The sequence below is a fragment of the Pacificimonas aurantium genome (genome assembly GCF_020092905.1).
GTDB classification, from domain to species: domain Bacteria; phylum Pseudomonadota; class Alphaproteobacteria; order Sphingomonadales; family Sphingomonadaceae; genus Pacificimonas; species Pacificimonas aurantium.
In genome coordinates this window covers 1260879-1282500 of sequence record NZ_JAGSGB010000002.1, presented here as the reverse complement: position 1 = coordinate 1282500, position 21622 = coordinate 1260879, and the positions used below count along the sequence as shown (strand labels likewise).

Below are 21622 nucleotides of genomic sequence, written 5' to 3'. Positions count from 1 at the left end.
CGAAGCCGGGGAACTTGTGCAGGCCGATTGCGAACGGCTTCTTTCCGGGTCTGCAACGCGCAGCCTGACGAAGACGTCTCTGACGGAAATGGCAATCCGCTGTTTCGAACGTCGTGTGGAAGGGGCAGTCGAAGCCTGCCTTTCCCAGCCGGGGGACCGTTGCCGAGAGGATGAAGCCTTTCTGGTGGAGCTTGATCACGTACTCGACATATTCGTCGACCGGATGCCCCTGCTGGTCGCGCCCTTTACCAGCGAACTCGCGCTCGCCAGGAACGATATCCACCGACTGCATGAGATTCTGGCGAGTATCGTCGCGGATGAACGCAAGCAGATCGCGCAGCTGCTAAAGCGGCGGATTCAGCAGAGCGCGGAATTCCGCGTGCCGGCCTCCGCGAGCCTGTCGGTTGTATCGGCGCTGAGCAGCGGGCTGGGACAGTGCGCCGCGTTCTGGGCCCGTCTCCCTCGCGCGGGCATGGCATCGGTGGTCGCGCGGGCAGTGGAGTTCAGTGCAAAGACCTCTCAACACGAGGTTGCGGCATAGCCCTATCGCCCTTCCGGGCAGCGAGCTCAATCTCAGCTGCCCAACCAGAACTTAATGGCGAGCGCGACGAGGCCGAGAATGGTAATGCTGGCCATGTACAGGCCGACCAGCCATCCGACGCGCTTCCAAAGCGGGCGCTTTTCCCCGCTGTTCATGCTCAGTGATAGCCCTCTGCGCCGACCTTCCCGCGAAAGACCCAGTAGGCATAGGCGGTATAGGCAATGATCAGCGGCATGATGATGAGCGCCCCGACAAGCATGAAGATCTGGCTCTTCTCCGGCGCTGCGGCGTCCCAGATGCTGACGGCGCCCGGTATGATGTCGGGCCACATCGAGACCCCAAGGCCGATGAAGGTGAGAAAGAAAAGCGCGAGCGACGTGAGAAAGGGCGTGGCATGCGTTTCCCGCTTCATGGCGCGCCAGAAGGCAAAAGTCGCGATGACCGTGAGAAGCGGGACCTGCGAGGTCACATATATGGCCGGTGCCTCCAGCCACTTGTCGCGATATCCCGCGCCGAGGAGCAGCGTCGCGATGCTGACGGCGACGATGCATGCCAGGACGGCGAAGAACAATGTCCAGGCGAGCCGCTTCGCCCGGTCATGCGGCCGCCCGTCGAGCTTGTACATCAGCCAGGTGGCGCCGAGCAGCGCATAGCCGATGACGACACTGACCCCCGTCAGCAGGCTGAAGGGCGTCAGCCAGTCCCACCAGCCGCCGGCGTAGGCCCGGCCTTCGACATCGATACCTTGAAGGAGCGCGCCGAGAGTTATCCCCTGGGCGAGCGCCGCCACGATCGATCCGCCGGTAAAAGCCGCATCCCAGAAGGCGCGGTGACGTGGATCCCGCCAGCGATATTCGAAGGCGACGCCGCGAAAGATCAGACCCAGGAGCATGGCGATGATGGGCGCATAGAGAGCCGGCAGAATGAGCGCGTAGGCCAAGGGGAAGGCGGCAAACAGACCGCCGCCGCCGAGGATCAGCCAGGTCTCGTTGCCATCCCAGACGGGCGCGATCGAGTTCATCGCACGATTACGTCCTTCCCCGGCGGGGAAGAACTTGAACAATATACCCACGCCCAGGTCGAAGCCGTCCATCACGACATAGGCAAAGATCGCTAAGGCGATGATGACCGCCCAGATGACCGTCAGGTCGAAATTATAGTCGAGCATGGCCTATGCTTTCCCGTCCACCGGCTCGGCATCCGGAATGGTGCCGCGCCGCTCCACCGAGGGTGCGGGGGTGATCCCTGCGGATCTTATGGGCGTTTGTGCGGGCTCCTCCTCATGGCTGTGCGGCAGCGTGCCCATCAGTTTGAGGAGATACCAGGTGCCGGCGCCGAAGACTGCGAAATAGACGAGAACGAAGGCGACCAGCGACGTTCCCACAGCCGGTGCATCGAGCGGCGAAACGCTGTCGACTGTCCGCAGTACGCCGTAGACGGTGTAAGGCTGCCGCCCGACCTCCGTCGTGATCCAACCGGCAATAACGGCAACGAAACCGGACGGGCCCATGACGAGCGCGAAGCGGTGTAGGAGCGGCCAGTCGTACAGCTTTCCGCGCCAGCGCGCGACTAGGCTGAGGGCCCCGAGCCCCAGCATCAGGAAGCCGAGCGCGACCATCACCCGGAAGGACCAGAAGACGATCGCGACCGGCGGCCTTTCTTCCTCGGGAACCGTATCGAGCCCGTCGAGCGGAGCGTTCGGATCATGTTTCAGGATGAGTGACGAGAGTTTCGGAATTTCGAGCGCATAGTCGACGCGTTCCCGCTCTTCGTCGGGCAGCCCGAAAAGGATGAGCGGTGCGCCCTCCGGATGGCTTTCGAAATGACCCTCCATCGCCATCACCTTGGCGGGCTGATGCTCCAAGGTGTTGAGGCCGTGGAGATCGCCGAGGAAAATCTGCAGCGGTGCGACGAGCGCTGCCATCCACATGGCCATCGAGAACATCTTGCGGGCATGTGCACTTGTCCGGTCGGACAGAAGGTGCCACGCGCCGACCGCCCCGACGACCAGGCTCGTGGTGAGATAAGCCGCGGTCACCGTATGAGCGAGACGGTAAGGAAAGCTGGGATTGAAGATGATCTCCAGCCAGCTTGCGACCGGGAGAAACTGTCCGTTTTCGGCGATCTCGAACCCCGTGGGCGTATGCATCCAGCTGTTGACGCTGAGGATCCAGAAGGCGCTGATGAAGGTGCCGGCGGCGACCATCAAGGTGGCGAAGAAATGCAGCTTCGGCCCGACCCGGTCCATCCCGAACAGCATCACGCCCAGAAAACCGGCCTCGAGAAAGAAGGCGGTCAGGACCTCATAGGCCATAAGGGGGCCGAGAATGGGACCAGTCCTGTCCGAGAAGACCGACCAGTTGGTGCCGAACTGGTAGGACATGACGATGCCGGACACGACACCCATGGCGAAGGCGACGGCAAAAATCTTCGCCCAATATTTGAAGAGGTCGAGATAGAGCGGGCGGCCGGTCGCCAGCCACATCGCGTTGAGGACCGCGAGGAAGCTCGCAAGGCCGATGGAGAATGCCGGAAAGATGAAATGAAAGCTGACCGTGAAGGCGAACTGGATCCGCGCCAGCAGGACCGGGTCGGCGAAATCAAACATGTCCCCTCCGTTCGAGGCGTACCTTGTCCGCTCCCCTTCTCCGTCGCAACCACCTAGCGGAACAGGTCCGCCTCGTCCTGCGGTGCATCGGCGCACATGCGGGAATTCTGCGGCGCAAAAAAGCGTCCGCAACAAATCCTACACCAAACTGACGCCCATTCTTCAAAGATTTGGGCGCCCAAGTGTCATGAACCGATCCTAACCGCCCCTCGACAGAGCGTCCTGCTCTGATCGGAAAACGGGTCTGTTAAGAGGGGTTTGGCTCATGGATTTCGATATCTCGCTGGTAGGGACGTTCGATAGCGGCGTCGGTGAAGCCGGTTCCGAAGTCGTCTCGGTCGATGGCGACATTCTGGCGGTAACGAACGGGGCCGCGGGCCGCGTCGACCTGTTCTCCCAGTCGAGCGGCGAGCTCGTCCTTGCCGTTTATCTCGGAGCGGAGCTGCCCGACGACGCGCCGGCCGGCGCGGTCCTTCTCCCGGTAGCAGGCTTTGACGGCCTTCAGTCTGTCGCCATCAACAACGGCATCGTCGCCGTGGCGATTGCGCGCGACAGCGCCGACGGCGTCGTGCAGACCTTCAGCGCCGCCGACGGCAGCGCCCTTGGGACTTATGAGGTCGGCAATCTGCCTGACCAGGTCAGCTTTTCGCAGGATGGTACGAAGATTTTCGTGGCCAACGAAGGCGAGCGCGGCGACGCGCCCGCCAGTGAAGATGGCGGCGCCGGCACGATCTCGATCATCGACCTGACCGTCGATGCCGACGCGCCAGGGGCGGTGCGGAACTTCGGGCTTCAGCAGTTCAACGACATCACCGGCGACGGCGTGTTCACCGCCGAAGATCGCGCGCAATATCTCGCGCAAGGCATTCGCGCCGCCGCCGATTCCGTGCCGTCGCTCGACTTCGAGCCGGAATATATCGTCGAAGGTGAGGACGGGCGACTTTATGTCAGCCTGCAGGAAGCGAATGCGATCGCCGTGTTCGACCTCGAAACAATGGCTTTCGTCGACCTGTTTTCGGCGGGCCTGAAGGACTATTCGGTTCCGGGCAACGGCTTCGATCCGTCCGACGAAGACGGCGCGATCACGATCCTCAACTATGACGTGATCGGGTTCAACATGCCCGACGCGCTTGCCAGCTTCACGATTGGCGGCGAGACCTACATCCTTACCGCGAACGAAGGTGACAGCCGCGACTTCGACGAAACCCGCGTCGAGGATCTCGATCTGGATCCGACGGCCTATCCCAATGCTGCCGAGCTCCAGGCCGAAGCCGCTCTCGGCCGGCTGCAGGCCGTGAATACCGAGGGCGACACCGACGGCGACGGCGACATCGACCAGATTTACGCCTTCGGCGGACGGTCGTTCACCATCCTCGATTCCGACGGTAATGTGGTGTTCGACTCCGGCGACGATTTCGAGCAGATCATCGCGGCCGCGCGCGTTCCGAACGCCTTCAACAACGACGACTATGTGCCCGGGGAAGGCGACCCTGCCGAAGTCGACGACAACCGCTCCGACGCCAAGGGGCCCGAACCCGAAGCCATCGCGGTCGGAGAGATCGATGGACAGGTCTACGCCTTCATCGGCATGGAGCGCGACAGCGGCATCTTCGTCTACGACGTGACGAACCCTCAGCTGGCAACGTTCGTCGACTATATCGATGCGCGCGCCGACGGCTTCATCTCGCCCGAAGTGATCCAGTTCATTTCCGCCGCCGAATCGTCCACCGGTCAGGCGCAGATCGCCGTCAGCTTCGAGGTCTCGGGCAACACGGCGGTTTACGAACTCGGCCTTGACGGCTTCGGCCTCGACATCGGCCAGGTACAGGGTACTGGCCAGGTCTCCGAATATGCCGGTACGCGGGTCGGAGTGCGCGGTATCGTTACCGCCGTCGACTCCAATGGCTTCTACCTGCAGGACGCCGACGGCGACGGAAATATGGCCACCTCCGACGCCATCTTCGTCTTCACCGGCGGTGCGCCCGCCGTGGAGCTTGGCGACGAGCTCGATGTCCAGGGCACCGTTTCCGAATATACGCCCGGTGGCAGCTCCACCGGCAACCTCTCCACCACCCAGCTGTCGAGCGCCGATATTACCGTCCTGTCATCGGACAATGCGCTTCCCGAAGCCGTGCTGATCGGCCCGTCCTCGGGCATCCTGCCGCCGACGGCCAGTGTCGAAGAGGGCGTCGCCTTTTACGAACAGTTCGAAGGCATGCGCGTCACCTTCGAAAGCCCGGTACTGGTGGCGCCGCAGTCGCAGTTCCGCGAGTTCTTCGCGGTGCTGTCCGACGGCGAGGGCAACCTCTACGGCACGAACTTCTCCGACCGCGGAACGATCAACATCGTTGGCGGTGAAGGCGGCCTGGGCTTCACGAATACCATCGGCGGCGACTTCAATCCGGAAATCGTCCAGTTCCAGAGCGACTTCTTCGGTGTGTCCGACGGCATCAGCCTGCCCGATGTCATCGCCGGCGCCCGGTTCGGCAATGTCACCGGCGTGCTCAGCTACGACTTCGGTGTGCCGGAGCTGCTGGTGACCGATGCGCCCGAACTCATCTCGGATGGCACGATCGAGCCGGAAGTCACGACCGTCGCCGGCGATGAAGACACGCTAACCGTTGCTTCCTTCAACGTTCTCAATCTCGACCGCGTCGATGCCGACGGCAACGGCGAGTTCGACGTGGATGCCGACAGCGATGTGGCGGAAGGCAGGTTCGACGCGGTTGCCGACATCATCGTCAACAATCTCGGGGCGCCGGATATCATCGCGCTGCAGGAGGTGAACGACGATAGCGGCACGCTGCTCGACGGCGTCGTGACGGCGGAAATGACGCTGGAGGATATCGTCGCCGCCATCGAAGCGGTTGGCGGTCCGACCTATTCCTATATCGATAATCCCTTCATCACCGACGAGGCATCGGGCGGCGTTCCGGGCGGCAACATCCGCAACGTCTTCCTGTATCGTGACGACCGCGTCGACCTGGTCGAGGGCTCGGTGACGTCGATCCAGTTCGAGGATCAGGCGACGAACGAAGAGAACCCCTTCTACGACGCCCGCCTGCCGCTTGTCGCGGAGTTCGAGTTCGGCGGCGAAAGCTACACCATCGTCAACAACCACTTCTCATCGAAGGGCGGCTCCACGCCGCTGCTGGGTGTCGAGCAGCCGCCGGTCAACGGCAGCGCACTGGAGCGCGCCGCACAGGCAGATGCGGTTGCCGACTATGTGGAAAGCCTTGGCGGCGATGCGCAGGTGGTCGTGCTGGGCGACCTCAACGAGTTCGAATTCGAAGAGCCGCTAGACCCGCTCTACGATGCCGGGCTCGTCAACCTGACCAACCGGCTGCCCGAGGAAGAGCGCTACACCTATCTCTTTAACGGCAACTCGCAGGCTCTCGATCATATCTTCGTCTCGCAGAATGTCGCCGGCGGCGCGGAATACGACATCGTTCACGCCAGCGCCGAGTTCAACGACCGCGGGGCGCCGCTCAGCGATCACGATCCGGTCATCGTTTCGATCGATACGGGCGTCGACTACAGCCTGCAGCTCCTCCATGTCGGCGACCCGGAACTGGGGCAGTTCTCCGAGACGGCCGAAAATGTTGCCGCGCTGATCGACATTTTCGAAGGCCAGGCGGACAATTCCATCACGCTCTTTTCTGGCGACAACTACATTCCGGGTCCTTTCCTGACGGCCGGCTATCTGACGACGGGCGACTTCGTCGACATCCAGATCATGAACGCCATGGGTGTCGAGGCGTCAGCCATCGGCAACCACGAGTTCGACCTGGGAACGGGCGTCTTCGCCGACGCGGTGTCCACGGCCGCATTCCCCTATGTCAGCGCCAATCTGGATTTCTCCGGCGATAGCAGTCTGGCGGACCTGTACTTCGACACCTCTGCCACGAGCGGGCTCGACAATGCGGCCGATCTCGCTGGCCGCATCGTGCCGGCAACGGTCATCGAAGAGGGCGGCGAACGGATCGGTGTCGTCGGCGCGACCACGCAGATCCTGGAGAGCATTTCGTCCACTGGCGGCGTCGAAGTCATTGGACCGAATGCGGACGACATGTCCGCGCTCGCCGCAATCCTGCAGCCCTACATCGACGAAATGACGGCGGCCGGCGTGGACAAGATTATTCTTGTCTCTCACCTGCAGCAGATCCAGCTCGAAGAGGCGCTCGCACCGCTTCTCGACGGCGTCGACATTATCATCGCCGGCGGCTCGAACACGCTTCTTGCCGATGACAATGACGAGCTGGCGGCGTTCACCGGCCACCCGGCCGAGGCGGACGGTCCGTATCCGATCATGACCAATGACGCGAGCGGCAACACGACTGTCATCGTGAACACCGACAACGAATATACCTATCTTGGTCGTCTCGTCGTCGACTTCGATGCGGATGGCAACATTATCGCCGATTCCATCGAGGAAAATGCCGACATCGCCGGTGCCTATGCCGCGACGAAGGAAACCGTAGCCGATGCCTACGGGGTCGACATCGACGAACTCGACGACACCGCCTTTGCCGACGGCACGCGCGGCGGTGAAGTCCGCGACCTGATCCAGCCGGTCCAGGACGTCATCGACGATGCAGGATCGAACGTGTTCGGCTATGTGAGCGTCTATCTCGAAGGTGCGCGCGGCGAGGTCCGAACCCAGGAAACCAACCTGGGCAATCTGACCGCCGATGCGAACGCCTACGCCTACCGCGAACGCGCCGGAGAAGGTGACGATACGGTCGTCGTCTCCATCAAGAATGGCGGCGGCATCCGCGCCGCCATCGGCACCTTCTCTTCGCCGGGACCTAACGGCGAAGTCGACGAGCTGCCCCCGGCCGGCGGCGGTGTCAGCGAACTCGACATCGCCAACAGCCTGCGGTTCAACAACACGCTGGTGGCGCTTGATACCGATCCGGCGGGTCTGAAGGCGATCCTCGAAAACGGCGTATCGGGCATTGCCGGCGCGACCGAGGGCCGCTTCCCGCAGGTGGCGGGCGTCCGCTTCAGCTTCGACCAGTCCCAGCCCGTCGGAGAGCGGGTCGAGGATATCGCTCTCGTCGATGGTGACGGGAATATTATCCCGCTCTACGATGACGGTGTCCTGATCGAAGGAGCGCCGGCGAACATAACGGTCGTGACGCTCGGCTTCCTCGCTGAGGGCGGCGACGGCTATCCGTTTGCGGATGTCGGTACCAACTTCCGCGCCATCACCGAGGACGGCATCGAAGATGTCACTTTCAACCAAGACGGCGAACTTGACCTGCCCGGCGACACGCTCGGCGAACAGCAGGCGTTCCAGGACTATCTGTCCGAGGAGTACCCGACGCCGGAGCAGGCATTCGATAGCGAAGATACGTCGATCGAGGACGACACCCGGATCCAGAACCAGGAGTTCCGCGAGGATACCGTTCTTACCGGTGATCCTGTCGGCGGCTCGGGCGCTGCGACACTGCAGTTGCTCCATTTCGGCGATCCGGAATTCGGCCTTCTGGCGGGCGATACCGCCCCGCTGGTCGCCGCGCTGCTCGACGCCTATGCGGACGATTATGCAAACACGCTGATCCTGTCGTCAGGCGACAATTACATCCCCGGCCCGTTCCGCACCGCTTCCGACATCAACGGGACGGGTTTCGCCGAAATCCAGGTGCTGAACGCCATGGGCGTGCAGGCAACGGCAATCGGCAACCACGAATTCGACCTCGGTACGGGTCTGTTCGCCGATGCCGTGTCGGCGTCGGACTTCGCGCATATCTCTGCGAACCTCGACTTCTCATCCGATAGCTCGACTTCGGACCTCTTCGTCGAAACGGTCGGAACCGGTGGGCTCGAAACTGCCGAGGAACTGGCTGGTCAGATCGCGCCTTCCGCCGTCATCGAACAGGACGGGGCAACCTTCGGCATCGTCGGGGCGACGACGCAGATCCTTGAGACCATCTCCTCCACGGGCGGTATCGACGTGGTCGGCCCGGACATGGACGACATGCAGGCGCTGGCGGCAATCCTGCAGCCGGTTATCGACGACCTGACCGCGCAGGGTGTGGATAAGATCATCCTGCTCTCGCATCTCCAGCAGATCCAGCTGGAGCAGGCGCTGGCGCCGCTGCTCGAGGATGTCGACATCATCGTCGCGGGTGGGTCGAACACTCGTCTGGGCGACGAGACCGACGAGGCGGTTGCCTTCCCCGGTCACGAAGCGGAGTTCGAAGGCAGCTATCCGATCGAAACCCAGGACGCGAACGGCAACCCGCTGCTGATCGTCAACACCGACAATGAGTTCACCTATCTCGGTCGGCTCGTGGTCGATTTCGACGAAAACGGCAACGTCATCAGCGACAGCCTGGAAGAGAATGTCGAACTTTCGGGTGCCTATGCGGCGACCCTGGAAAATGTCGCCGAAGCCTACGGTTTCGACACGGTCGGTGCGCGCGTCAGCCTGAATGCCGGCCAGTCCGGCGGACTCGGTGCCGGTCGCTTCAACATCTTCGGCACGGCCTCGGCGGATGAGACGATAACCGTTCTCGACGGTGCTGTGCTGACTCTCGACGCCTCGTTCAACCGCGGCGGCGACACGATTTCCTTCGCGGGCGAAAGCGCCGAATATAGTGTCGACCTGACCGGATCGGTGCTGGTCATCCGGGGCGACGACGGCACCATCGTCGCCCTGCCCATCGGGGCCGAAGGGGCGACCCTCGAATTCGCTGACGAGAGCTTCGTGGCTCGCTTCGACGGCGCCAACGTCTTGGTTGGCGATCAGGTGGTCACCTCCACCGAGACCTATATTGGCGGCGAGGAAGCCGACCGGGCCATCGCCGACGATATGTTCGGGCTGAACGGCCTTGCCTTCGAGGAGGGCAGCCGTGCCGACGAGGTTCGCGATATCATCGCGCCGGTCCAGGAAATCATCGACGAGGCCGGGTCGAATATCTTCGGCTTCACCGATGTCTATCTGGAAGGTGCCCGCGGGGCGGTTCGGACCGAGGAAACGAACCTTGGCAACCTGACCGCGGACGCCAACCTCAACGCGCTGGAAGACCGGATCGACCTGGGCGACAATTTCGCAGTCTCGATCAAGAATGGCGGCGGCATCCGCGCTGCCATCGGAACCTTCTCCTCGCCGGGTCCGAACGGCGAGGTGGACCAGCTGCCGCCGCCGCCGAACGGCGGGGTGTCGGAGCTCGATATTTCGAACGCGCTGAGGTTCAATAACCAACTCGTCGCCGTCGATGTCGATGCCATTGGCCTGAAGGCGATCCTGGAGCATGGCGTGTCCGGCATTGCCGGGGCCACCGAGGGCCGCTTCCCGCAGGTCGGCGGCGTCCGCTTCAGCTTCGACCAGTCGCAGCCGGTCGGGGACAGGGTCGAGGATATCGCCCTTTTGACCGAAGACGGGACGCTGGTCCCGCTCTATTCCGACGGCGAACTGGTGGACGGCGCCGGCGACCTCGGCATCACCATCGTCACGCTGAACTTCATGGCCGAGGGCGGCGACGGTTATCCCTTCCCCGACGTCGGTGCGAACTTTCGGGCCCTGACGGAGGACGGGGCGGTCGCGATCTCGCCGGACGAGAACGACGAGCTGCCGTTGCCGGGCAATTCGCTCGGTGAACAGCAGGCTTTGCAGGAGTATCTGGCGGAAGAATATCCGACCGAGGGCGAAGCCTTCTCGATGGAGGAAACCTCGATCGAGAACGATACCCGCATCCAGAACGAGGAGTTCCGCGAAAGTACTGTACTCGAGGGCGAAGCAGACAGCGCTGCGGCGGCCTTCGCCCCCCTCAGCGCCGACGACGACCTCATCGAGTGTTTCACGGGCTTCGACGATCTCATTCCGCCGATGCTTGTCGAGGAGACGGCCGCCTTGATCCTCTAGGCTCACCCCCGACGCAGCACGTCCCCGCGACATGGACGGTATGCGAACCCTGTCAGGTCCGTCGGCGACGCTCTCGCCTGCGGACCTTTTTCTTTTCGGCCCCTTTTCGGCATTCGGCGCGTTTTCTGCTCGCCTCGGCGTGCCGTTCACTCGCCGGCCAGCTAAGGCTGGCTATCTGTTTCGGCACACAGACATTACCGATCCACCGCATTGGGGACCTGCGCCATGGGCTTTCTGCCGACCGAATTCGAACAGCTGCAGCTGGAGCTGATCAGTCTTTTCCGCATGGACCCTGAGGGGGAGTTTGACCGGCTGATCGTGAACGGCGAAGGCGTGACGCCGGAAGTCGAAGCGGCGATCCAGTTTTTCGGCGTCGATCTCGCAGCGCTGGAATCCCAGTTGGATGCGCTCTCGGCCGTGGCACCCCTGGCATGGAATACGGCTCTGGCGGATGCCGCCGACTTCCATTCCGGCATCATGATCCAGACAGATAGCCAGACGCATCAGGCACCGGGTGAACCTGGCCTGCGAGAGCGAACTCTCGACGCGGGTTATACTGGTCAGAGCGCGCTCGGTGAGAATGTCTTCGCCTTTACGGATGATCCCTTGCAGGGGCATGCGGGCTTTATCATCGACTGGGGCTATGACGCCAGCGAAACGGGTAGCGGCAACTTTGCCGAGACCGGCGACGGAATTCAGGATCCCCCGGGGCACCGCGATAGCCTGATCAACGCCACCTTTACGGAAATCGGCATCAGTGCCCTGCAGGAAAGCGACCCCTCTACGCAGGTGGGGCCCTGGGTGGTGACGCAGGACCTGGGCGGTGCGCTCGACTATGAGGCTCAGTTCGTCGGCGTCGTGGCCGACGACCAGGATCTGGACGGTTTCTACGACATGGGGGAGGGGCTTGGCGGCGTCGATATCACGCTGACCAATTCCGCCACCTCTCAGCAGTTTTCGACGACGAGCTGGGATTCCGGCGGATGGCAGATCGCTGTTCCGTCGGGCACCTACCAGATCACCTTTTTGGGCGGGGGGCTGGCGCAGTCATCGACCGAAACGGCGACCCTCGGTACCGAAAATGTGAAGGTGGACTTCTACCAGGGCGCGGTTGTGGTTCTGACTGCCTCTGACGACCAGGCAGAGGTAAGCGAGGACGGGATGCTGATTCTCGACGTGCTTGCCAATGACGAGGGCGGGACCGGCCCGTATTCCATAACAGCGACCAGCACGCCCGGCTTCGGCGAGGTGGTCGTGAACGACGACGGCACCATCACTTATACGCCCTCCGCCAATGCGAACGGCACCGACGGCTTTACCTACACAGTTGCGGATTCGACGGGGGCTTCCGACACTGCCGCTGTCGAGGTGGTCGTCTCGCCGGTCAACGACGCGCCCACGGCATCCGACGTGGCCGGGACCGGCGCGGCGGGCGAGGCCATTACTCTGACCCCGGACCTCGCCGATATCGACGGAGACGGCGTGACCATCGTCTCGGTCGGCAATCCCGATGGCGGAACGGTGGAAATCGTGGGTGAGGGGCAGTCGCTTCGCTTCGTACCTGACGCCGACTTCGCTGGAGTGGCAACGGTCGACTTCATCGTGTCAGACGGAAATGGCGGAGAGGCGCTGGCCTCGGCAGCCTTCACCGTCACCGCTGCCAATGCGCCGCCGGTGCTCAACGACGACGAAGTCGTTACTGCCGAGGGCGAGGTGGTCACCGTCGAACCGCTGGTCAATGACACCGACCCCGATGAAGATTCGCTTGTCATCACCGCCGTCGGCTCGCCGCAAAACGGCGCTGCGGTTATCGTATCCGGCGGCCTGGCGATTCAGTATACGCCGTCCGCCGGTTTCAACGGCGCCGACAGTTTCAGCTACACGGTCGACGACGGAAATGGCGGCACCAGCACCGCCACCATCAGCGTCCTGGTCGACGCCCGCAACGATGCGCCGGCGGCTGCCGACGATGCGGCCTCGGTCGATGAAGATGCCGCGATCCTGATCGACGTGCTGGCGAATGACAGCGACCCGGACGGCGACCCCTTGAGCATTGATTCGGTCCTGTCGCCCAACCGGGGCGGGACAGTCTCCGTCGAGGGCGATCAGATCCGCTTCGAGCCGTTTGCGAACTTCAACGGCCAGGCCGAGTTCAGCTATACGGTCGTCGATGCGGGCGGCCTGACGAGCGAGGCATCGGTCATCGTCACCGTCGATCCGGTCAACGACCTTCCCGAGGCAACGCCGCTCACGGTGGAGATCGAAGCCGGCGAGCCCGTCACGCTGACCCCCACCGGCGAGGACATCGACGACGATCCGCTTACCGTGGTGAGCATCGGGACCGCCGCGAACGGCGCCGCGGTTCTGAACAGTGATGGCAGCGTCACCTATACGCCCGCTGCCGGTTTCACGGGCGAGGACAGCTTCTCCTTCCTCATCAGCGACGGAAATGGCGGCACCGACGAGGGGCAGGTTACGGTTCTTGTGGGTGAAGAGGGCGATCCGACGGCCTTTCCCGCAATCGGTGCCCGGCTCGTCCTTGGTAGCGGTGAAATTGCCGGCATCGGAGAGGCGGCCACGGAAATTCTTGGCACCCGGTTGGGCAGCGAAACGGTCATCTTGCTCGGAGAGGGGCAGTACCGGTTCGGGGGCAGCTTCAATCAGGGCGGCGACACCATCGTCGTCGCCGGTCAATTCATGGACTTTACCGTCACTCGTGAAGGCTCGACTCTCTTTCTCTACGACTCTGGTGAAACGCTGATCTCTCTGGCGCTTTCCGGAACGGATCCGGTTACGATGATTTTCGACGATGCGGCCTACGATGTCAGCTTCTCAACCGCGCTTGGGGAGGTGCAGTTTGAAGAGGTCGTGCCTATCCCCGTTTCCGTACCTGCCGTGCCCGAGGGGGAGCCGCCCGCTATCGCGTCCGCAGGCGGCTCGCAGTTGATCCTGTCAGCCGGTGAAAGCGTCGTGACGGGCCGCGGATTCGTTCAGGTTTTCGGAGTGGGCCAGGACAGCGAAACCGTGGAAGTGGCCACCGGTTCGCAAGTCCGCTTCGATCCCGGCTTCAATGCGGGCGGCGACATCATCGTGCTACCCGGAAGCCAGGCCGATTTTACGCTCGCACGATCGGGCTCCACCGCCATAATCTATGGTGAGGAGGCCGCCGCTGCGCTGCCCATTTCGCAGGACGTGGCAACGCTCATTCAGTTCGACGACGTTACCTTCGAACTGTTCTTCGACACCGCGGAGGGCGAATTGGTGTTCCGCGAGGAAGAGGCCGATATGCCGGCGTCGATGGCGTTTGCCTCCAGTGAAAGTGCAGACCTGTCGCCGGCTGAGTTGGAGACGCCGTTGACGGCGGTCGTTTTGCCCGAAACGGAGGTGCTTCCGTTCATCGCCTGACGCTGGACACGGCGCGCGAATTCGCTAACCCCCTGTGAAAATTTTCTGACAAAATCGCGGGGGCGCGCGTCATATGAGCCTGATCGATCAGGTCACCAACATCAGTGATTTCATCTGGGTCGGCACCTGGGCGGGGGAAGAGGTTCTGGCCTTTCCTCCCATGGTGATCATCCTGTTCGGTGTCGGCCTGTATATCATGGCCGGCCTGCGCTTCTATCCGATCCGGAAACTCGGCAGCGCCTTTGCGGGGCTCTTCACCGGCAGAAAGGGCCAGGGCGCGGGCGAAATTTCGCCATTCGCCGCTCTCTCGACGGCCCTTTCCGGGCAGGTCGGTACGGGTAATCTGGCGGGCGTTGCGACGGCGATCACGCTCGGCGGACCGGGTGCGATTTTCTGGATGTGGATTACGGCGCTGATAGGTATGGCGCTCGCCTTTGCGGAAGGGTCGCTGGCGATTCGCTTTCGCGAGCGCGCCGCCGACGGCAGTTATCGCGGCGGTCCGATGACCTACATCATGCTGGGTCTTGGCAAGAAGTGGACCTGGCTGGCGATCCTTTTCTGCATCGGCACGCTCTTCTCCGCTCTCGTTACCGGCAATTCGATCCAGGCAAACGCGGTTGCGGACGGCCTTAATGAACTGTTCGGTATCGAGGAATGGCTCGGCGGGCTGATTACGGCCGTTGCGGTCTTCGTCGTCATCATTGGCGGTATCAAGTCGATCGGCTCGGTCGCGGAGAAGGTCGTGCCGGTCATGGCCGCGGCCTATCTTGTCATGGCGATCCTTGCGATCATCCTCGACATTCAGGATATCCCCGAAACCTTCGGCCGGATTTTCGACGGCGCATTCAGCACTCAGGCCGCTAGCGGCGGCTTCCTTGGCGCGGCGGTGATTATCGCCATTCGCGCGGGTGTGGCCCGCGGGCTGTTCTCCAACGAGAGCGGGCAGGGTTCGACGCCGATTGCGCACGCGGTTGCCCAGACCGACGACCCCGCGCTGCAGGGCCGCTTCGCAATGATGGGCTGTTTCATCGACACCATCGTGATCTGCACCATGACCGCGCTCGTCATTCTGACCGTCGAAGGCGACTTCATTGGAGGGGGAGAGGCGGTTCGCCATGCTTGGCAGTCCGACCTCAATGGCTTTGCCATGACCTCGGGGGCCTTTGCAGCCGCGTTTCCCTATCTGATCGGCGGCATCCCGATCGGGACGCTGATTGCCTCGCTCGCGCTGATCCTGTTCGTCTTCACCACGCTTCTGACCTGGAGTTACTACGGCGAACGCGCCATTACCTTCATTTACGACCGCGTACCGGGAGCAACGCCGGGCGGCGAGAAGGTGCTGCACATGCTGTGGCGGGTGCTTTGGTGCGTCGGAATCTTCGTTGGAGCTTCGCAGCCGCTTGAGCTGGTTTGGCGCCTCGGCGACATTTCCAACGCGACCATGGCGCTTCCCAACCTGATCGCGCTTGCCGCCTTGTCGGGTGTGGTGTTCGCGCTTGCTCGCGGTGACAAGACCGCGGGCCGGAAGACCGAGGACTAGCCGGCTCGTCTAGCTCTTCATCTTTTTCACGGTCACGGACTGGTCGTTCATCTGCGCCTGTCCGTAGACCGTGAGGAAGCTGATATCGGCGGCGTCCCGGCCGACCCCGATCTTGGCGATGCCGTCCGGCGTCGTCATGCCGGTGGGGTCGACCAGATGCCACGCATCGTCGAGATAGACCTCGCACACGGCATGAAAGTCGGGCGGTTTGACACCCAGCGCGTAGACGCTGACCATGCGTGCGGGAATGGCCGAGGCGCGTGCGAGCGAAATCAGCAGGTGGGCATAGTCGCGGCAGATGCCGCGCCGGCTGACGAATGTATCGACGGCCGTGGTTTCCGCGTTGCTGGCGCCGGGGGTGTAGGCAAGCTTCTCTTCGACCCAGTCGCGCATCGCCATGATGCGCTTCCCCCCCTCCAGATCGGAAAACTTCTGACTGACGAAGCTCTGGAATTTGGTCACGTCGCAATATTGCGAGCCCATCAGATATTTGATCACGTCTCCGGGCAAGTCGTGCATGTCGACCTTTGCCAGGTCGGTACAGTCGATGGCCCCGCGTGTGACCGAAACCTTGGCTTCGTACTCGACGGTCAGCCGCTTTTCGCAGCGTAGCCATCGGCGCGTGCCGATATTGTCCTCGCCGGGCACCTGATAGTTTTCGAGGTCACCGGTAATCTTGAGTTTTTTCTCGAAGACCGACTGGTCGTCCAGTTCGCCGACCTCGACTTGAAGGAGGACGTCGCTGGGGCCGGAAAGGGAATAATCGAGCGAGCTTGCGAGGTGGATGTGCATGTCTGAGCAACCGCCGACATGGCGCTTTGTGCCACCCGTTTCGGGGAAAGCTGCGTCGCTAGTGGAAATCGCGGGAACGGGGAATGACCTGCACGTTGCGCGGATGTTTCGCCACCTGCGACGGAAGCGGGCTGACCACATGATCAGCCCGCGCTAGCGGCTGGCGCAACATATCGTCCGACAATTCCGACAGCCGGTTCGTATGGTCCAGCATTTCCCGTGCCACGACATGGATGACGGCATCATCCATCTGCACTGTGCCATGAACGGCCATCAGCCGCGCGCCCATGACGGTCTTGCGATAGGCTTGAAGTGCGTCCGGCCAGACGACGAGGTTCACGACGCCCGTTTCATCCTCCAGCGTGATGAAAACCACGCCCTTCGCGCTGCCCGGCCTTTGCCGGATAAGGACGACGCCCGAGATGGAGACGCGCTGTCCGAAGCGCAGGCGCCGCAAATCGGCAGCTTTCGTAAACCGCTCTGCCTCGTACCGGGCGCGCAGGAACTGCATGGGATGCGCCTTCAGCGACAGGCGCGTTGTCTGATAGTCGGAGACCACATGTTCGCATAGCGGCATGGCGGGTAGCAGGACCGGCACGTCCTCGCCCTCATCGGCGGTCTCGGCAGCGGTAAACAGCGGCAGGTCCGGACCGCCCTTCAGCGCCCGCGCATCCCACAAGGCCTGGCGGCGATCGAGGCCCAGCGAGCGAAAGGTATCGGCAGCGGCCAGTCGTTCGATCGAGGGGACCCCCATCCCGGCCCGTTCCTTCAATTCGGCGATCCGCGAATAGGGCCGCTGCCGTGCCGTAAGCAGCCGCGCGGCGTCGGCCTCTTTCAAACCGTCGACCTGGCGCAGACCCAGCCGCAGCGCGAAGCTGCCCGGTGGGCCGCCTGCTTGGGGTTCGAGCACATTGTCCCAGTCACTCATATTCACGTCCGCCGCGCGCACATCGACGCCGTGTTCGCGAGCGTCGCGGACGATCTGGGCGGGGGCGTAGAAGCCCATGGGCTGCGAATTGAGGAGGGCGGCGGCAAAGGCGGCTGGATAATGGCATTTCAGCCAACTCGAGACATAGACCAGATGGGCAAAGCTGGCCGCATGGCTTTCGGGAAAGCCATACTCGCCGAAGCCCTCGATCTGGGAAAAGCAGCGCGCGGCGAATTCCGGGTCGTAGCCGCGCCCGATCATGCGGCTGACCATCTTGTCCTTATGCTCGGACACCATGCCCTTCGACCGGAAGGTTGCCATCGCCTTTCTCAACTGGTTCGCCTCCTCGGGCGAGAATTCGGCTGCTACCATGGCGATCTTCATCGCCTGCTCCTGGAAGATCGGCACCCCCAGCGTACGGCCGAGAATCGCCTGCAATTCGTCCCGGGGGCCATGTTCCGGGGATGGGTAGGGGTAGACGACAGGTTCCTTCCCCTGCCTGCGCCGCAGATAGGGGTGCACCATGTCGCCTTGGATGGGACCGGGCCGCACGATCGCCACTTCGATGACGAGGTCGTAGAACTTGGCCGGCTTCAGCCGCGGCAGCATGTTCATCTGCGCCCGGCTTTCGACCTGGAAGACGCCCAGCGAATCTCCCTTCTGCAGCATGGCGTAGGTAGCCGGGTCCTCTTCCGGAACGGCGGCGAGGGTCAGCCGGCGGCCATATTGCGCGGCGAGGATGTCGAAGCATTTGCGGATGCAGGTCAGCATACCGAGCGCCAGGACGTCTATCTTCATGATGCCGAGCGCGTCGATGTCGTCCTTGTCCCACTCGATGAAGCTGCGGTCGGGCATGGCGCCGTTTCCCACGGGCACGGTTTCCACCAGTGGGCCCTGGGTCAGGATGAAGCCGCCGACATGCTGGGACAGGTGGCGCGGCATGCCGATCAGCTGGTCGGCAAGGGCGATGGTACGCTTCAGGTGCGGATCGGACAGGTCCAGGCCCGCTTCGGCCACCTTGTCCTCGTCGACCGAGGAGCCCCAGGATCCCCAGACCGTCCGGGCGAGAGCGGCGGTCACATCCTCCGACAGCCCCATGGCCTTGCCGACTTCGCGGATCGCCATGCGCGGCCGGTAGTGGATCACGGTGGCGCAGAGCCCGGCACGGGTGCGGCCATAGCGGCGGTAGATGTGCTGGATCACCTCCTCGCGCCGTTCATGTTCGAAATCGACGTCGATATCGGGCGGCTCCCGCCGCTCTTCCGATATGAACCGCTCGAACAGCAGGTCGTGCTTGGCGGGATCGACGGCCGTGATGCCGAGGCAGTAGCAGACGGCGCTGTTCGCGGCGGACCCGCGTCCCTGACACAGAATGCCTTCTCCGCGGGCGAAGGTCACGATGTCATAAATGGTCAGGAAATAGCGCGCGATGTCCATTTTAGCGATCAGCGCGAGTTCTTTCGTCACCAGGCTCCGGACCTTCTGCGGAATGCCTTCCGGATAGCGGCCAAGAGCCCCTACCCAGGTCAGGTCGGCCAGCCGCTCTTCCGGCGTCTGGCCTTCCGGCACGGTTTCCTCGGGATATTCATAGTGCAACTCGCGCAGGTCGAAGGTGCAGGCGTCGGCGATGGCCCGGGTCTCCGCCACCGCGCCGGGCCAGTCCGCGAAGAGCTGCTGCATTTCCGCCGGCGTTTTCAGGTGGCGTTCGGCATTGGAGAGCAGGCGGGTCCCCGCCTCGAATATGGTGCACTTTTCGCGGATGCAGGTCAGGATGTCCTGCAGCGGCCGTCGCTGCGGAGTGTGGTACAGCACGTCGTTCACCGCGACCAGTTTCAGGCCATGCGTGACGGCCAGCGCCTGCAGCCGGTTGATGCGCGCGCGGTCGTCGCCCCGGTAGAGATAGGCAGCAGCGATATGGCTGAGCCCGGGTAGCGCCTGTACCAGGCGCGGCAGTGCGGCGGCAAAGCCGTCCAGCTCCGTCGCCGCTTCCGGCACGGCGATCAGGGTGACGCCGCTGTCCGGCGCGCCGAGCCGGTCGGCAACCATGGCGAGATCGAGTTCGCACACGCCCTTTTCCTGCCAGGCGCCCTCACGGGTCTGCATCATGCCGCCGGACAAGAGCGCGGTCAGGCGGCCGTACCCCTCCCGGGTTCGGGGATAGGCGTAAAGCGACGGGGCATCGCACAGGTCCAGCCGGCAGCCGGTCAGCGGCCTGATCTTTGCCCGGTGCGCTTCCGACCAGTGACGCACGGCCCCCGCCAGCGAATTGCGGTCGGCAAGGCCCAGCGTGTCGTAGCCCAGCAGGTGGGCCGTCAGGACCAGGTCGATGGGGTCCGAAGCGCCGCGCAGAAAGGAAAAGCTGGTGGCTAGGCCCAGCTCGACATAGGGCGCGCGCGGATTGGCCCGGAAATCCTCCGGGTTCGCAATGGTCCGTTTGTCGGGCGTCAGGGGCGGTTCGGGCATGGGGGCGGCAGCCTCGGGTCGTCACCCGAACAGTCCCTGCACGAACCATTGCGGCGCGCCGCCGCGTCCATCCCCCGGCACGCCTTCGCGGTACAGCCAGTAACGGCGTCCCTCATCATCCTCTACGCGGTAATAGTCGCGCAGACGGGTGGTGGATTTTTCGCGCCACCATTCCGGCGCGATCCGTTCCGGCCCTTCGCTGCGCACGATCCGGTAAGTGCGGCGGCGCCAGGTCATGCGTGCGGGCGGTCCTTCCGGCACGGCGTAAAGGACCTGCGCGGCTTCCGGCCGTGTCAGCAGGCGGGCGGGGCGCCCGTGTCCCCGGGGGACTGCATCCCAGCCTTTTGCAGAAGACGGGGAGGGGGGGGCGTCGCCGGCTGCCAATGCCGACACATGCACCTGTGCCCGTTCCGGAAGGTGACTGCCTGCGGGATGCAGACGCGTGACGTTGCGAGGACCGAGACGCGCCACCAGCCGGTCGACGAGCGCTGCCAGCGGGACGCCCGCCTCGGCCTCGCCGGCCAGTTCGTCCTGCCGTGCGGAAAGCGGGTCGTGGCGCACCGCTTCAAGTCCCACGGCGTCGAAACCGAAGCCCGGATCGAGGCGGGGAAGCTCTTCGGCAAACAGCCGCGCCAAATGACCGGCGTCCCGGCTGGGAGTGGAGGTCCGCGCTTCGATGGCCTGCAGGGTGCCATCGACCCGGTATCCCAACAGGCGCAGGTGGCGTGCGCCCAGCTCCTCCTCCGCCAGGCGGCGCACCAGGTCCGCTACCAGATCGCCCAGAATACGCGAAAGGTCGTCCGGGTCGCCCACCGGCTCGGCGAAGCGGCGAATGGCGGAAGGGGGAGGGGCTTCCCGTCCGGGAACCAATGGTTCGGCCAGCCGCCCCAGCGCCTGATCAAGTCGCAGGACGGGGTTGGCGTCCATGCCTGCCTTGCGAAACCGGCGCATCAGCGCCTCGCGCGGCACCGCCATCAGGTCGCCGACCCGCTTCAGGCCCAGCCGGTTGAGTAGCAGCAATGTATCGCCTTCGAGGCGCAGGCTGGCGGCGGGCAGCGGCGCGAGCATGGCTTCGAGGTTTTCCGCTTTGCAGGACAGGCGGCGGGAGGGGCCGTGACGGCACAGGGCCCAGGCGGCGCCCGCCGTAGCGGCGGCGGCGGCGTAGATGGTCAGACCCGCGGCGGCAAAGGCCCGGGCCATGTCGTTCAACAGGGCTGTTTCGCCCCCGAACAGGTGCGCACAGCCGGATATGTCGAGGAGAAGGCCATCCGTTCCGTCGACCTGCGTCCAAGGGCACCAGCGCCGCGACCATATGGCTAGCCGCTCCAGGTCGGCTGCATCATCCGCGGGCATCGCATCCTCCACCAGCAGGTCGGGGACGAGCGCGCGCAGGTCGGTGACGCGCGCACCGCGTTCCAGACCCATCGCGCGGGCTGCGCCGTTCATGTCATGCACAACGGGCCCATGGGGGC

General features: G+C 63.6%; 10 protein-coding genes (1 of these 10 running past the window's edge). 4 read left to right on the top strand and 6 right to left on the bottom strand.

Annotated features, from left to right (window positions below; genetic code table 11):
• Positions 1–541, top strand: partial view of a hypothetical protein gene (locus KCN53_RS12870; protein WP_143712206.1) — the 3' portion only. 47 nt of this gene lie to the left of the window's left edge; only the last 541 of its 588 coding nucleotides appear in the window; its start codon lies off the left edge, out of view; its stop codon occupies positions 539–541.
• A gap of 32 nt (positions 542–573) precedes the next feature.
• On the opposite strand, the gene KCN53_RS12865 is transcribed toward KCN53_RS12870, so the two are convergent.
• Genes KCN53_RS12865 through KCN53_RS12855 form a run of 3 tightly spaced genes read right to left on the bottom strand, consistent with a single transcriptional unit; the run spans position 574 to position 3149 of the window.
• A complete protein-coding gene (locus KCN53_RS12865; protein WP_088712077.1) occupies positions 574–696 on the bottom strand; it encodes a DUF2474 family protein in 123 nt (40 codons plus the stop codon).
• A 2-nt stretch (positions 697–698) separates the two neighbouring features.
• Positions 699–1709, bottom strand: a complete 1011-nt coding sequence (gene cydB / locus KCN53_RS12860) for a cytochrome d ubiquinol oxidase subunit II (protein ID WP_088712078.1) — start codon at positions 1707–1709, stop codon at positions 699–701.
• Between the two features lie 3 nt (positions 1710–1712).
• On the bottom strand, positions 1713–3149 hold the full coding sequence (locus tag KCN53_RS12855) for a cytochrome ubiquinol oxidase subunit I (protein ID WP_088712079.1): 1437 nt from the start codon (positions 3147–3149) through the stop codon (positions 1713–1715).
• 265 nt (positions 3150–3414) lie between these two features.
• Here KCN53_RS12855 and KCN53_RS12850 point away from each other — a divergent pair, with 265 nt between their 5' ends.
• From KCN53_RS12850 to KCN53_RS12840, 3 genes are all read left to right on the top strand, one after another.
• Positions 3415–11022, top strand: a complete 7608-nt coding sequence (locus tag KCN53_RS12850) for a choice-of-anchor I family protein (RefSeq protein WP_088712080.1) — start codon at positions 3415–3417, stop codon at positions 11020–11022.
• A 225-nt stretch (positions 11023–11247) separates the two neighbouring features.
• Positions 11248–14427 (top strand): Ig-like domain-containing protein, encoded by a 3180-nt coding sequence (locus KCN53_RS12845; protein ID WP_088712081.1) that lies wholly within the window; start codon positions 11248–11250, stop codon positions 14425–14427.
• A gap of 73 nt (positions 14428–14500) precedes the next feature.
• On the top strand, positions 14501–15967 hold the full coding sequence (locus KCN53_RS12840) for an alanine/glycine:cation symporter family protein (protein ID WP_088712082.1): 1467 nt from the start codon (positions 14501–14503) through the stop codon (positions 15965–15967).
• Between the two features lie 9 nt (positions 15968–15976).
• Here KCN53_RS12840 and KCN53_RS12835 read toward each other — a convergent pair whose 3' ends face one another.
• From KCN53_RS12835 to KCN53_RS12825, 3 genes are read right to left on the bottom strand one after another with little or no spacing between them, the layout of a single operon-like run.
• Positions 15977–16759, bottom strand: a complete 783-nt coding sequence (locus KCN53_RS12835) for a transglutaminase-like domain-containing protein (RefSeq protein WP_088712083.1) — start codon at positions 16757–16759, stop codon at positions 15977–15979.
• A gap of 58 nt (positions 16760–16817) precedes the next feature.
• Positions 16818–20150 carry an error-prone DNA polymerase gene (locus KCN53_RS12830; RefSeq protein ID WP_088712084.1) on the bottom strand — a complete coding sequence of 1111 codons (3333 nt, stop codon included), beginning with the start codon at positions 20148–20150 and terminating at the stop codon, positions 16818–16820.
• A 21-nt stretch (positions 20151–20171) separates the two neighbouring features.
• The gene (locus tag KCN53_RS12825; protein ID WP_224199667.1) at positions 20172–21596 is read right to left on the bottom strand and encodes a DinB/UmuC family translesion DNA polymerase; all 1425 of its coding nucleotides are present in this window, start codon (positions 21594–21596) and stop codon (positions 20172–20174) included.
• Positions 21597–21622: the final 26 nt, after the last annotated feature.

Coding starts and splice junctions, on each gene's coding strand:
- KCN53_RS12840 (WP_088712082.1), top strand. CDS start 14,501: ATGAGCCTGATCGATCAGGTCACCAACATCAGTGATTTCATCTGGGTC.
- KCN53_RS12835 (WP_088712083.1), bottom strand. CDS start 16,759: ATGCACATCCACCTCGCAAGCTCGCTCGATTATTCCCTTTCCGGCCCC.
- cydB (WP_088712078.1), bottom strand. CDS start 1,709: ATGCTCGACTATAATTTCGACCTGACGGTCATCTGGGCGGTCATCATC.
- KCN53_RS12845 (WP_088712081.1), top strand. CDS start 11,248: ATGGGCTTTCTGCCGACCGAATTCGAACAGCTGCAGCTGGAGCTGATC.
- KCN53_RS12850 (WP_088712080.1), top strand. CDS start 3,415: ATGGATTTCGATATCTCGCTGGTAGGGACGTTCGATAGCGGCGTCGGT.
- KCN53_RS12855 (WP_088712079.1), bottom strand. CDS start 3,149: ATGTTTGATTTCGCCGACCCGGTCCTGCTGGCGCGGATCCAGTTCGCC.
- KCN53_RS12865 (WP_088712077.1), bottom strand. CDS start 696: ATGAACAGCGGGGAAAAGCGCCCGCTTTGGAAGCGCGTCGGATGGCTG.
- KCN53_RS12825 (WP_224199667.1), bottom strand. CDS start 21,596: ATGAACGGCGCAGCCCGCGCGATGGGTCTGGAACGCGGTGCGCGCGTC.
- KCN53_RS12830 (WP_088712084.1), bottom strand. CDS start 20,150: ATGCCCGAACCGCCCCTGACGCCCGACAAACGGACCATTGCGAACCCG.